The organism is Flavobacterium sp. TAB 87 (assembly GCF_001529295.1).
GTDB lineage: Bacteria > Bacteroidota > Bacteroidia > Flavobacteriales > Flavobacteriaceae > Flavobacterium.
In genome coordinates, this window is record NZ_LLWK01000038.1 from 61,582 (window position 1) to 74,051 (window position 12,470).

General features: G+C 34.6%; 11 protein-coding genes. 4 read left to right on the forward strand and 7 right to left on the reverse strand.

Going from position 1 to position 12,470, the window contains the following annotated elements; all coding sequences use genetic code 11:
- Positions 1 to 13: 13 nt before the first annotated feature.
- From AP058_RS12430 to AP058_RS12450, 6 genes are all read right to left on the reverse strand, one after another.
- The gene (locus AP058_RS12430) at positions 14 to 481 is read right to left on the reverse strand and encodes a hypothetical protein (protein WP_157492719.1); all 468 of its coding nucleotides are present in this window, start codon (positions 479 to 481) and stop codon (positions 14 to 16) included.
- 113 nt (positions 482 to 594) lie between these two features.
- Positions 595 to 762: a hypothetical protein gene (locus AP058_RS16920; RefSeq protein ID WP_157492722.1), complete on the reverse strand. Its 168-nt coding sequence runs from the start codon at positions 760 to 762 to the stop codon at positions 595 to 597.
- 59 nt (positions 763 to 821) lie between these two features.
- Positions 822 to 1,391 carry a phosphate ABC transporter ATP-binding protein gene (locus tag AP058_RS12435; protein ID WP_369815161.1) on the reverse strand — a complete coding sequence of 190 codons (570 nt, stop codon included), beginning with the start codon at positions 1,389 to 1,391 and terminating at the stop codon, positions 822 to 824.
- Between the two features lie 172 nt (positions 1,392 to 1,563).
- Positions 1,564 to 2,781: a porin gene (locus tag AP058_RS12440; RefSeq protein WP_066311331.1), complete on the reverse strand. Its 1,218-nt coding sequence runs from the start codon at positions 2,779 to 2,781 to the stop codon at positions 1,564 to 1,566.
- A gap of 288 nt (positions 2,782 to 3,069) precedes the next feature.
- Complete coding sequence (locus AP058_RS12445) at positions 3,070 to 4,155, reverse strand: cell wall metabolism sensor histidine kinase WalK (protein ID WP_066311334.1); 1,086 nt, start codon at positions 4,153 to 4,155, stop codon at positions 3,070 to 3,072.
- A 175-nt stretch (positions 4,156 to 4,330) separates the two neighbouring features.
- On the reverse strand, positions 4,331 to 5,014 hold the full coding sequence (locus AP058_RS12450; RefSeq protein WP_066311337.1) for a response regulator transcription factor: 684 nt from the start codon (positions 5,012 to 5,014) through the stop codon (positions 4,331 to 4,333).
- A gap of 236 nt (positions 5,015 to 5,250) precedes the next feature.
- Between AP058_RS12450 and AP058_RS12455 the strand changes: the two genes are divergently transcribed.
- The 4 genes from AP058_RS12455 to AP058_RS12470 all read left to right on the forward strand — a co-directional run bounded on the left by AP058_RS12455 (position 5,251) and on the right by AP058_RS12470 (position 11,079).
- Positions 5,251 to 8,031, forward strand: a complete 2,781-nt coding sequence (locus AP058_RS12455; protein ID WP_066311340.1) for a TonB-dependent receptor — start codon at positions 5,251 to 5,253, stop codon at positions 8,029 to 8,031.
- 205 nt (positions 8,032 to 8,236) lie between these two features.
- Positions 8,237 to 9,367 (forward strand): hypothetical protein, encoded by a 1,131-nt coding sequence (locus tag AP058_RS12460; protein WP_066311342.1) that lies wholly within the window; start codon positions 8,237 to 8,239, stop codon positions 9,365 to 9,367.
- 311 nt (positions 9,368 to 9,678) lie between these two features.
- The gene (locus tag AP058_RS12465) at positions 9,679 to 10,017 is read left to right on the forward strand and encodes a T9SS type A sorting domain-containing protein (RefSeq protein WP_066313405.1); all 339 of its coding nucleotides are present in this window, start codon (positions 9,679 to 9,681) and stop codon (positions 10,015 to 10,017) included.
- 81 nt (positions 10,018 to 10,098) lie between these two features.
- Positions 10,099 to 11,079 carry an acyl transferase gene (locus tag AP058_RS12470; protein ID WP_066311344.1) on the forward strand — a complete coding sequence of 327 codons (981 nt, stop codon included), beginning with the start codon at positions 10,099 to 10,101 and terminating at the stop codon, positions 11,077 to 11,079.
- Between the two features lie 28 nt (positions 11,080 to 11,107).
- On the opposite strand, the gene tyrS is transcribed toward AP058_RS12470, so the two are convergent.
- Positions 11,108 to 12,400: a tyrosine--tRNA ligase gene (tyrS, locus tag AP058_RS12475; protein ID WP_066311346.1), complete on the reverse strand. Its 1,293-nt coding sequence runs from the start codon at positions 12,398 to 12,400 to the stop codon at positions 11,108 to 11,110.
- Positions 12,401 to 12,470 lie beyond the last annotated feature (70 nt).

Here is a 12,470-nt window from a genome sequence, read left to right on the forward strand (position 1 = left end):
ATAACGCTACCTTTTATTTTATAAATTTTAAAAAACCTTCTTTTTCTTGCACTATATCTCCATTTATTAAAACTGAACTGAGTATAATATTTCCATTTTTTCTACTAAATGTACAATCTATAGTATCAGCATCCACGGCATTCCACTGTATTATCGTTCTCGGCTCCTTAATCGCTGCATCATTATTTAAATAAATCTTCATCGCCTTACCGTTAAATCCTGCATCAAAAATTTCATACCCGTTTCCGTTAAAATTATCAATACCATCGTATGTTGTCATCACTCCATTTTTATCTACAAATAAAATTTGGATTTTATCTGTGTTCAAGGAATTCGTAGTTGTAGAATTAAGCAAATCATTCCCTTGAATATTTTGCACTAGTAAATTTAAGTTCACATCAATGTTTGTGCAGCAAGAATCGCGCTCCGAATCGCAGGACAACAAGCCCAATAATATCGTAAAAAATATAATCTTTTTCATAAAAAAAGTAAATTTATTCCAATCAAATGTAGCATTAATAATACAAAAAATAGAATATAGTAAAATATTTTTGATAGTATGCATGTTTTTAAAACCTGAAAAAATTATTCATCTTATCCTTTTTCAATATCTTCGAACTTATCGTGTTTGATAATTTTGGCATTAATCCTAAAAAAAAAATATTCAGCCACATTGGTACAATGTTCAGAAATACGTTGTAAATGCTTTAAAACAACAACTAAATTTGTTCCTGAAACTACCGTTTTGGAACTTGTTTTCATTAACACATTTATTTCGTGAATTGATTCGTCTGTTCGGTTTTTGATGGTTTTCTTTAAAATTAATATTTCGCCAATCGCAGTTCAATTAATTTTCCCATGTAAAAAGAAGCCGCATTATCACTGGTTCTAGCCGCTTGCTGCATGTTTTGCGTAACGATAACAATGGTATATTTCTTTTTAAACTCATGAATTAACTCTTGGACTTTTGACGTAGAAATAGGAGCTAGAGCTGAAGTTGGTTCGTCCATGAATAAAACAGAAGGCTGAATCGCTAACGCTCTGGCAACACACAAACGCTGTTGTTGTCCACCTGCCAATTCGAAAGCTGACTTTTTTACTTTGTCTTTTACTTCATCCAAAAGTGCTACTTGCTGAATCGACATGACTACTCGTTCTTCGATTGCAATTTTATCTGTAATTTCGTTGACTCGCAATCCGTAAGCTACATTTTCATAAATGGTTTTCGGAAAAGGATTTGGTTTTTGAAACACCATTCTGACATTTTTAGGCAAGTCAACGACGTTGGTATTTTTAGTGTAAATATTGGTTCCATCGATTAAGAAACTAAAATCAAAGAATTCGACTAACTTATTACTTACAAACGTGATGACAAACAAGATGCATTCCAAAGCCTTAACAATGCGATAAATGGCAACACGTGTAATAATTTTGCTCTTTTATTTTTTGGTTTTCTCTTTATAATTTATATAAAAAATAAAAAAAAACACGTGCTACCCCACAGTTAACGATAGATTAAGCAATCTTTACTATTAACATGCTGTCAATTAAATATTTAAAAAATTATATTCCAATTTCGACTTGCAAACGGGCGTACCAAGTTTTTTGTTCCAGGTCATCAGCAAACTTCAATGTACCATAGGAATATTCCATTTGGAATTTAAGCTTGTGACTCAATACATATTTAGAAACAGATAAGCTCATATCATTGGCATCTGCCGCTAAATTTTCGATGGACTTAGCTGCTTTTTGAGTAGAGTATCTCGCAGCGACTTGATAATTAGACTGAAAAACATAACTCAGTTGCGCATCGACACCTTCGCCAACATATACAAACCTAGTCTGCGTAATATCTTTTGGGTTTACCGTTATCGGTTTGTCGCTGTTTCTGTTCATGTAACTCAGTTCGGCAGCCCAGCCGTTGTACTTTAGCATTGAATCTAAAAACAGCGATTGCATCGTGCGCGCTTCGTACAAAAGGCTGCCCAATTGGCCTTGCGTGCGCACTGCATTATTATTTTGATTGAAGGCTCCGGCAACCATTAATTTTGGCGTTTTCTCTCGCATCAAATCCGCTTCAAAATGAGAACCATCTTTCACAAATACACCAAACGGATATAATTCTACTTTCCCAGTAAGCGAAACGCCATCATTGGATTTCTTAGTCCAATTTCGGCCCTCTCCAGTAGTTAAAGCTCCCACCAAATTATAGCAAAACTGGTTCTCCTTTTCATTAGAATATTCTACAAATAAACCAAAATCACGATCGAGATTGAAGCGAGAATTATTAATTGTACGATCTGTAAACTCGAGCGCGCTAGAAGAAACTATGCGCTGATTGTTTCCTGGCAATGTTGCTTGTCCAAAAGCCAGTGTTACTTTATTAGTTGCCTTATAATAAAAAACCCCATCCATTAAAATATTTCCATTATCGTCAACACCTAGAATTGCCATATCCTTTGCGGAGAAACCCAATTGCACTCGATAACCAAATTTTGGATTGTACACAAAACCATCCATTTTTAAACGAAGACGTCGTACTTCTCCTTCTACAATTGGATCTTCATTTTCTACATTGATATATGTAAATCTACTTTGAATTCTGACACCAATATTTACTTGAAATAGACTGTCTTTGGCTGTAATCCCTAGTTTTTTACCAGAAGTATAATAAGACGAAATATCATTTTTATTTTTGGAAGATTTTAGAGCGAGCGGCGCTTCTTGTGCAGCCACAACGAACGAAAAAAGAAGTAATACTAGTGCTAAATTGTTTCTCATTTAAAGAATGGGTTACTTGTATGTTTATTTTACGCAAACTTAATGTTAATTTTTATGTCTAATATTACCAAAAGGTTACGCTTACGGTAATTTAAAGTAATCGAAAGCGTTGCATAAAAATACTACTATACGGCGTAGCAAACCGATAATGAAATTTATTTTCTCATGCAAAAAAGCTAATTGATAAATAGCAAACTAGATTGGTGCACAAACAAAAAAAGAGCCGTTAAAATGAATTAACAGCTCGTGTGATTTACTTTAAATTAAACTTTACAGTTTCAAAATTTTTTACGTTCGTTCTTTAACGGGCTTTATTTTTTTTAAGGCTTTTTCTAAAGTAAAAGAAAAATCAGATCCAATACCGATTTCGCTTTCTACATAAACTTTTTCTTTGTGTGCTTCGATAATGTGTTTTACAATGGCCAATCCTAAACCAGAACCGCCTTCTGTGCGAGAACCACTTTTGTCTACACGATAAAAACGTTCAAATAGACGCGAAATGTTGTGCTTTTCGACACCTTCGCCATCATCACTAATTCGAATCAATATTTTCTTCTTAGTCAAATTTACAATACTCACTTCGGTTTGTCCGTTTAGCTTTCCGTATTTAATCGAGTTGACAATTAAATTTTCTAGCACTTGTTGAATGCGGTCTTTGTCTCCTTTGACCACTATGATTTGGGGATATTTTTTTTCGAATAACAAGCGTATTTTTTTCTTCTCAGCTTTCATTTCGAGCAATTCAAAAACATTCTGAATGAGTTCGACGATATTGAATCGAGATATATCTAAATTTAAATCACCTACTTCGAGTTTAGTAATCATGTCTAAATCTTCGACAATATAGATCAAACGATCTACTCCTTTTTCGGCACGTTTCAAATATTTCTCTCGAATTACTTCATCATCCATGGCACCATCTAGCAAAGTCGAAATATATCCTTGCACGGTAAACAAAGGTGTTTTTAATTCGTGTGAAACGTTTCCTAAAAATTCTCGGCGGTATGCTTCTCGAATTTCCAGCATTTCAATTTCTAACTTTTTGCCGGTAGCAAATTTTTTGACTTCGCGAGAAAGTGTTTCCATATCGGTTGTAATCGGTTGATTTAAAAGTGGCGTGGACTCTAATAAAGAAACCTCATCGTAAATTTTCTTTACTCTTCGGTAAATAAATCGTTCAACTCGATATTGCAAAACAATAAAAGAAAAAATATAAACGCAAAAGGCGAATACTGTACTGAAAAAGAATAGCCTTTCTACCGAGCTTTTAAAAAACAAATAGGCTAATAAAGCACCAAAACCAGTTGCAAATAAACTGATAAATAGTGCCGATTTTATAGCAAATTTGTATGTTTTCTTGAAACTTATCTTCATTAAATAAATCTAAATGTATTAAAGTAAAATTTAAAACCGCTGCACTATTACTTTGGGTAGTTCAAAAGAAAACCACTAAGAGAAGAAGTAAAATTAAGCTTTTAAAACGCTCAATAAAACTAAAAAATCTTAGTGGTTCTATAGTTGTTTTTTATGAATTATAAATTGAAAAAAACTACACTTCAAATTTATAACCTACTCCTTTTATAGTTTTAAAAAAATCTTCACCTATTTTTTCTCTTAATTTACGAATGTGCACATCGATCGTTCTTCCGCCAACTACCACCTCGTTACCCCAAACTTTGTCGAGTATCTCATCTCGTTTAAAAACTTTACCGGGCTTGGATGCTAACAAATAGAACAATTCGAATTCTTTTCTTGGTAAAGAAATTTCTTGGTCGTCTTTGATGATTTTGTACTCTTCCCGGTTAATTTCTATTCCGCCTACATTAAGAGTGTCGCTCGTTTTTTCTTCTTCGCGCGTACGGCGCAACAATGCTTTTACTTTACTAACCAGTAATTTGGGTTTAATTGGCTTGGTAATATAATCATCAGCTCCGGCATCAAAACCAGCTACCTGTGAATAATCTTCGCTGCGAGCGGTTAAAAAAGTAATAATAACATTATTTAATTCTGGAATTTTACGAATATTTTCACACGCTTCCATACCGTCCATTTCGGCCATCATTACATCCATTATAATAAGGTCTGGCAATTCTTTCTGTGCTTTTTGTATCGCCTCTTTTCCATTAGAAGCCGTTACAATTTGATAGCCTTCTTGCGATAAATTGTACCCTACTATTTCTAGAATATCGGGCTCGTCATCTACTAGTAAAATTTTGGTTTGTGTCTTTTTCATATTCAATTAATAAAGCATCAAAGGTTGATAAATCGCCGAATTATAACAGTTTACTCGCGACGATTATAGTTTACAAGTGTAAATATATAACTATTTAGCCCTTTAAAAAGTGGAGTTAACCGTAATTTAAATTAATAACAATTTCATAATACAATGGAGACAAAAGCATAACAAGCGGCTAACATGAACTTTACAAAGCCACCTTTAATTTGCATCAAAATAAACAAACAAAGAAAATGAAACTGAAAGTAAACTTACAATTTCTTATTATTACCTTATTATTTTGCTCACTCGCTTTTGCTCAATCTAAAGGAACCATTTCTGGAACGTTAACCGATAAGGAAATGAATAACGAATCGTTACCTTTTGCAAACGTTGTGATTAAAGGTACAACTGTTAGCACCAATACTGACTTGGACGGTAAATATTCGTTATCTGTCGTTCCTGGAGAATACATTTTGCAATTTAGCTTTGTAGGCTACGACAATGTAGAAGTTCCAGTGGTTGTTCGAGCCAGTGAAACGGTTATCGCAAACCAAACTTTGTCTTCTGGTGGATACACGCTTAACGATGTGGTAATAAAAGCTACTGTGAATCGCCAAAAAGAATCTGCTCTATTACTCGATCAAAAAAATGCAGTCGCTTTTAAGGCAGCAATTGGAGCTGAAGAAATTACTCGAAAAGGCGTAAGCGATGTAGCCAATGCAGTAGCAAAAGTAAGCGGCATCTCTAAACAAGAAGACTCGGGAACTATTTTTGTACGCGGTTTAGGTGATCGCTACAATGGCACTACTTTAAATGGACTTCCGTTACCGTCCAACAATCCTTCTAATAAAAATATAACATTAGACATTTTTTCGACTAGTATCGTCGATAATATTGGCGTAAGCAAAACATTTGAAGCGCAAAATTATGCTGATTTTGCCGGAGCAAATATTGATATTAGTTCCAAGAAATTCAGCGGCAAACCTTTTATTAGTTTTTCACTTGGTGCGGGAGCTAATACGAACGTAATGAAGTTAGATCATTTTTACTTGCAAGATGGTCCGTCTTACACGGGATTTAAAATAATAAAAACGCCAAGCGCTCCTTTAAAACCATACAACTATGCAACAAGTTGGGACAGACAAGAAAACAAGAACATCTTAAACGCTTATTACACCTTAAGTGCCGGGCGAAAATTCAACATAAATGAAGAAAGTTCTTTAAGTACTTTCATCACCGGTTCTTTTAGTGCAAAAAATAAGTATACAGAAGGATACAGCAGAGGAAACTTAACTGCCGATGGAGACATACTATCTGATTTTTATCGAAAAGCTTACAAACACAGTACGACCACAACAGCGATGGGAACAGCTGATTATAAAATCAATGCTAAAAATTCTATTTTAATTACGTCATTGTTCTTAAATTCAAGCGAGCAAGATTATAGTGAATATGAAGGAACCAACGTGAATTTTGATGGCGGAGGAATAGGAATTGATCAAATATCTGGATTCATCAAGCGTGGAACATTTGAAAGAACGCAGTTGTATGTGAACCAATTGGTGGCTAAAACTAAGTTTAACGAGCAATGGAATTTAAATTGGGGCTTGGGTTATAGTATTGCCAACAATAGCATTCCAGATCGCATGCAAAACTCTTTTGTTAAAGCTGCTGACGGAATAAACTATACGTTCTTTACCAATTCGAACATTCATAACCACCGCTTTTTCCAAGATTTAAAAGAAAAAGAATTCGCCGCCAATGTCGCACTTTCGTATGATTTTAATAGAAATAATATCCACGACGAATACAAAGGAACAGTAACTTTTGGTTATTCTGGTAAATTAAAAAAAGTAGATTACAGTACGCAACAATATTCATTCTTCCCCGATAGAACTACACTTTCTTTTTCTAAAGAAGAACTAAACACTACCGATATTTATTTAAACGCTACAAATTTCGGATCTGCGTCTTCAAACAAAATACAACAATCCTATAATGGTAATCTCGACATTAATGCGGCTTTTACTACTGTGCAATATGCTGTAACCGATAAATTAAGCGTGATTCTTGGCGCGAGATTAGAGCAAACCAGTCAAAATGTTGTTTTTTACTCCACTGTAAAACCAAATGGTCAAACTGCTGACCATACCAAATTTAATGTTTTACCGAGTTTAATTTCTAAATATGCGCTAAATGAAAATCAGAATTTAAAATTCTCTTTTAGTAAAACGTATACGCTTCCTCAATTTAAAGAAAAAGTAGAAATTTTGTATGAAGATGTAGCGCAAGCTTACGTAGGAAATGCAAATTTATACGCTTCTACCAATTACAATGCCGATTTAGGATGGGAATTTTTTCCGAAACCAGGCGAACTGATTTCGGTGACTGCATTTGGTAAAATTATTCAGAATCCGATTAACGAAATGTTTCTAAATTCGTCTTCTAACGACATCACTTATGCAAATACTGGAGACAAAGCAACTGTTGCAGGAATAGAATTGGAGTATAGAAAAAATATTTTTGAAATTGAAAATACTAACGATTTAAAAACCAAATTGTCTTTCGACTTAAATGGATCGTACTTGTACAGCAACCAAGATCTTAGTAATGATAAAGTAAATGCTGAAAATACTTTTGGAGCCAATTTTACTTTTTCAGAAAGCAAATTATCTGGAGCTTCTAGCTTTTTAGCTAACGCCAACCTTTCGTTCATAAACGAGTTTGCTACAGATAAAGATGTAACTGCGACCCTTTCGTACTCTTATTTTTCGGATAAATTAGCCGTTATAGGAACCTCAAATGTGGGTAACATGGTAGATAAAGCCGTTAATAAATTAGACTTCATCATCAGTTCTAACGTAAGCAAGAATATCAAATTAGGCTTCATTTACAACAACATCTTAAATCCGAGCTTCGAACGTGTTTTAGAACAAGGAAAAGTGATTGGAAAAGAAGCTGTTGGTGATGTGTTAGTCACTTCGTACAAAGCGGGTTCTGACCTTAGACTGACGTTGAATTACAGCTTCTAAAATTATTTTTTGCGTCAATAAAAAAGAGGATTAGCAATTACTAATCTTCTTTTTTATGAGTACTAATTCAATGTAAACTTTAGATTAACTATGCTCATACATACTACCTTAGACTTAATATAGAATTAATGCCGCCTTAACTCCATAAAAACATCTGATGCTTTACTTTGCCCTAATTAAACGAAACAATAAAAAATCAATTCACATGAAAAAAACACTTTTTGCAATGGCTGCAATAGTAGGACTTACGGTAACCGCTTGTAGTTCTGATGATAGTAACAGTATTAAAAACGACAGTACTTTTGAACTAAAAGTTGATGATTTACAAGGAGACATTAAAGACGGAATTGTTACTCTAGACCCTAGTAAAACTTACACTTTGACCGGAGGATTGGTGGTTAAATCTGGAGCAACTTTAGTAATTCCTGCTGGAACAATAATTAAAACGTCACCAACTGCGCTAGAAACTTCTTTATATATTGCTGTAGAAAGAAATGCGAAAATTAACATTAATGGAACTGCTGCAAAACCGGTAGTGATGACTTCTGGCAAAGCATCTCCAGCCGAAAGCAACTGGGGTGGATTAATAATCTGTGGAAATGCTAAAGTAAATACAGGAGACAACGGTACATCTGAAGTTGGTGGTTTAAGTTATGGTGGCACAGACAACCTTGACTCGTCAGGAAATATTACCTTTTTAAAAATCATGTACACGGGCTCTAAATTTACAGCAGAAAAAGAATACAATGGTATTTCTTTCTTCGGAGTAGGCTCAGGAACAGAAGTTTCAAACATTTACGCTTTTGAAAGTGGTGACGACGGAATTGAGTTTTTTGGAGGTGCTGTAAATCCATCTAATTTAGTAATCATTAACTCGTATGATGACTCGCTCGATTTTGCTGACGGATGGCAAGGAACTGCTACTAACGTATACATTAAGGGTATTACTAAAGCCGGCGTTGAGGGATCTAACAATCAAAAAAATCCTGCTGATGCGCTGCCGATGACTGCTGGTAAAATAGTTAACATTTCTATTGTTAAAGGCGATGATAAATTTAAAGCCGACGAAAAAGCGATTAACTATAAAGAAGGTGGTGGAAAACAAACGTATACTAATTTATTTGTCGCAGCTGACATGCCTATAGCATTATGCAAATTATCTACAGATGCTGGCGTAGTTGCTAACCTTGCAGCTGGTAACTTTATCATAACCAATTATACTTTTGGTGCTCAAATTACTACTTTAGATGGCCCTAAATTATCAGGAACAACTAATGCTGCAACTGGTGCTGGCGCAGGAGCTAGTTTACCTTCTTGGGCAGATTGGACTAAATAAAACCTACTAAATAATACAATCGAGCGGTCTGAAAATTGATTTTCAGACCGCTTTTTTTATGTCCATCTACATATTACAGCAATAGGTAAATGTCTCCAAATGATGTACTCTAAAATAGTAGTAAAGTATTTGAATTAATAAACTACAGTTAAAAATAAAGGTCTATAAAATTATTCAACTAACTGAAATACAATATAATGCAGCATTTAGAACTAATTATAAAAATATACTCCTAAAAATTTGTTACACCGTATTTTTTTTGTAATTGCTATATCTTTTTTATGTACTTTTACGAATACCAAATAGATGCGATGGCAAAAAATTACTTTTATATTACTTTTTTATTGGCTTTTTTCTTTTCTCTGAGCGTCTCAGCTCAAGACGGTAAAGCGCAATCCAAACCGCAAGATACTACGGTTATTGAAGGTCTAAGTGTGTACCCAAATCCCGTAAGTAACGGTAAAGTTTACATTACTTCAAAAAATGATTTCAATAAACAAATTATCATATTTGATGTTTTAGGCAAAAAAGTTTTGCAAACGGAAATAGCTTCAAGGGAACTAAACGTATCTTCTTTGGCCCCTGGTGTTTATATTATTAAAATAACCGAAGAAAATGCTACCGCTACACGAAAATTAATCGTTCGATAAAAGCTCTACAGTATACATAAAGCTCCAACTTGTTTGGAGCTTTATCTTTTTAAAATAGTTAGTACCTTTGCAAAAAAAATTGTGATTGCAACTTCTGATATCTTTACTATTTCAAACCAAAAACAATTTGAAAAAACAGCCCTTAAAGTTTTTCGGCACCAGCGCGAGCACAATTTAGTGTATCGGGAATTTTGTGATTTGCTAAAAATAAATCCACAAGAGGTAAAATCACTGACAAGCATTCCATTTTTACCCATTCAATTTTTTAAAAGTCATGCGGTTGTTTCTAATACAAATCCTATTCAGGAAACGTTTAGCAGCAGCGGCACTACAGGCATGATTACCAGTAAACATTTAATTACTGATGTAAGCATTTATGAAGAAAGTTACCGCAGCGGATTTACGCAATTTTACGGCAACATTGAAGATTATGTGGTCTTGGCTTTACTTCCATCCTATTTAGAAAGGGACGGTTCTTCGTTAATTTATATGATCGAAGATTTAATTCGTTTATCGAAACAAAAAGAAAGTGGTTTCTATTTGCACAATCACGAAGAACTGATCGAAAAATTAGAGAAACTGGACCAATCGGGACAAAATGTGATTCTAATTGGTGTTACTTATGCTTTATTAGATTTAATCGAAAAACATCCATTTAAGCTCCAAAATACCATTATTATGGAAACCGGTGGCATGAAAGGCAAACGCAAGGAGATGATTCGCGAAGAATTACACGAACAACTTTGCGCAGGTTTTGGAGTTACTGCCATTCACTCAGAATACGGAATGACGGAGCTTTTGGCTCAAGCCTACTCGTTAGGAAACGGAATTTTTGAATGCCCTTCGTGGATGCAAATTTTAATACGCGATACGGAAGACGCTTTAAGCTACGTAAAAGAAGGAAAAACGGGTGGCATCAACGTAATCGATTTGACCAATATTAATTCGTGTTCTTTTATCGCTACGCAAGATCTGGGCAAAAAATATCCCAACAACTCTTTCGAGGTATTGGGACGTTTTGATAATTCTGATATTCGTGGTTGTAATTTAATGGTGCTTTAAAAACCAAATTATTAGAGTATTTAAGCTATTAAACTACTCTTACCACAAAATAGTTTTTCTTACCACTTTGCAATAATACAAACTGCTGATTAATTAAGTCGTTGCTTGTCAACACGTAATCTTCTTTAACTTTCTCTCTATTTACAGAAATAGAGTTAGCAGTTAACGCACGACGCGCTTCTCCATTCGATTTAAAAAAGCTTGTTTTTTCGTTTAAAACTGAAACAATATCTAAACCAGCTTCTACCTCTGATTTACTAATTTCTGCTTGCGGGACACCATCAAAAACATCTAAGAAAGTAGCTTCATCCAATTGTTTCAAATCATCAGAAGTAGCGTTTCCAAAAAGAATATTTGATGCTTTTACGGCATTGTCCAAATCAGCTGAAGAGTGAACCATTATCGTAACCTCATCAGCCAAACGTTTTTGCAACAAACGCAAATGTGGTGCTTCTTTGTGCTTAATAGTTAAGTCTTCAATTTCTTCTTTAGACAAAAAAGTAAATATTTTAATGTATTTCTCAGCATCGACATCTGAAGTATTCAACCAATATTGGTAAAATTTATACGGAGAAGTTCTCGCTGAATCCAACCAAATGTTTCCACCTTCCGACTTTCCAAATTTAGTTCCGTCTGCTTTTGTTATTAGTGGACAAGTCAACGCATATGCTTTTCCAGCTTCAATTCTACGCACCATTTCGGTACCGGTAGTAATATTTCCCCACTGATCGCTTCCGCCCATTTGTAGGGTACAACTTTTGTTTTTATATAAATGTAAAAAGTCGTAGCCTTGTACCAATTGGTACGTGAATTCTGTAAACGACATCCCTTCAGCAGACTCAGATGACAACCTTTTCTTTACAGAATCTTTGGCCATCATATAATTTACAGTAATGTGCTTACCTACGTCGCGAATGAATTCTAAGAAGGAGAAATCCTTCATCCAATCGTAATTATTAACCAATTCTGCAGCGTTTGGCACATCCGAGGTAAAGTCTAAAAAACGAGACAATTGCGCTTTAATCGAATCTTGATTGTGGCGTAATGTTGGTTCGTCTAATAAATTTCTTTCATTCGATTTTCCTGATGGATCACCAATCATTCCGGTTGCACCACCAATTAAAGCTACTGGTTTGTGGCCAGAAAGCTGAAAATGTTTCAATAACATCACACCAACTAAATGTCCGATATGTAATGAATCGGCAGTTGGGTCAATACCCACATACGCCACACGCATTTGTTCCATCAAATGTTCTTCGGTACCTGGCATAACATCGTGAAGCATTCCTCTCCAAGTTACTTCTTCAATAAAATTTTTCATCTTTTTAAACAATTTTTGCAAATATAAGGATTGTGAGTTGCAATCTCAAAAATTATCGTGTTTAGTAGGC